This window comes from Brucella sp. TWI432 (genome assembly GCF_039674445.1).
Lineage (GTDB): Bacteria > Pseudomonadota > Alphaproteobacteria > Rhizobiales > Rhizobiaceae > Brucella > Brucella chromiisoli.
In genome coordinates this window covers 1-831 of the sequence record NZ_JBDJNL010000062.1, presented here as the reverse complement: position 1 = coordinate 831, position 831 = coordinate 1, and the positions used below count along the sequence as shown (strand labels likewise).

Below are 831 nucleotides of genomic sequence, written 5' to 3'. Positions count from 1 at the left end.
CTGCCCGATGCAGCCGACAGCACATTGCGCGAAACGGGCATCTTTGTGGGAACGCAGTTGGCAGAAAGCGTGCCAGCCGGTCAGCAATATATCGCAGCCGCCAATGTGGTGAGTTTCGGCAAATTGATTGAGGTGGATCGCTTTGCCCCCATCGTTCGTGACGGCTCTATCGGCCAGACCTTCAGCTTTATTTTGACCCTGTGAGGCGCAATGAACAGCATCATCAAACGCGAAGGCTATGGAAGCCGCTTTGATCGCTCCCAGAAGCGCCATGCCGTGGCCTTTCCCGACAGACCAATCTATCTGCAATCCAAGGATTTGAACGAAGCGCAGGATATTGCGCTCGATCACACCCGCCGCGTGGCCGACTATATCCTTCAGGATGGTCGCATTGTGGATGGCACCGACCCGGTTGTGACCGCTCCCGATGAGCATCATATCCGCGTGCAAATTCCAGCCTGCGCCATTTACTTTGGCGGCATCGTCCATGATGTGACAGCGGCTGATTTCACACTGCCGAACAAAGGCGAGATCGTGATTGGCGTTCGCCATTCCGATCGGCTTGTCACCGACATCGAAGACGCGACGCTGAAAGGTGATATTGAAGGCACAGAAGCCTTTGCCGAAGACGGCCCGGCCCGTGTTGAAATCACGCTCACATGGGGCCATTCGCTCGACGGCCATGCGCAAGATGTGCTTTCGGTGTTTCAGGTGCGCGATGGTGTTATCCTCACCACGTCAACCAACACCGACTTTTCCGAGATCTACAAGGCGATGGAAACCGTTACGCGCGAAAGCAACGGCTCATTCGTCAATAGCGGCTTTCTGGTC

The 831-nt window shown here is 55.6% G+C and carries 2 protein-coding genes; both read left to right on the top strand.

What is annotated here, in order from left to right:
• Nucleotides 1–204: BW3TFN family phage tail fiber component (locus ABE527_RS21605; RefSeq protein WP_499698258.1), on the top strand; the 204-nt coding region annotated here is incomplete at its 5' end.
• Between the two features lie 6 nt (nucleotides 205–210).
• Nucleotides 211–831, top strand: a 621-nt coding sequence (locus tag ABE527_RS21600) for a DUF4815 domain-containing protein (RefSeq protein ID WP_499698257.1), incomplete at its 3' end; no start/stop codon positions are given.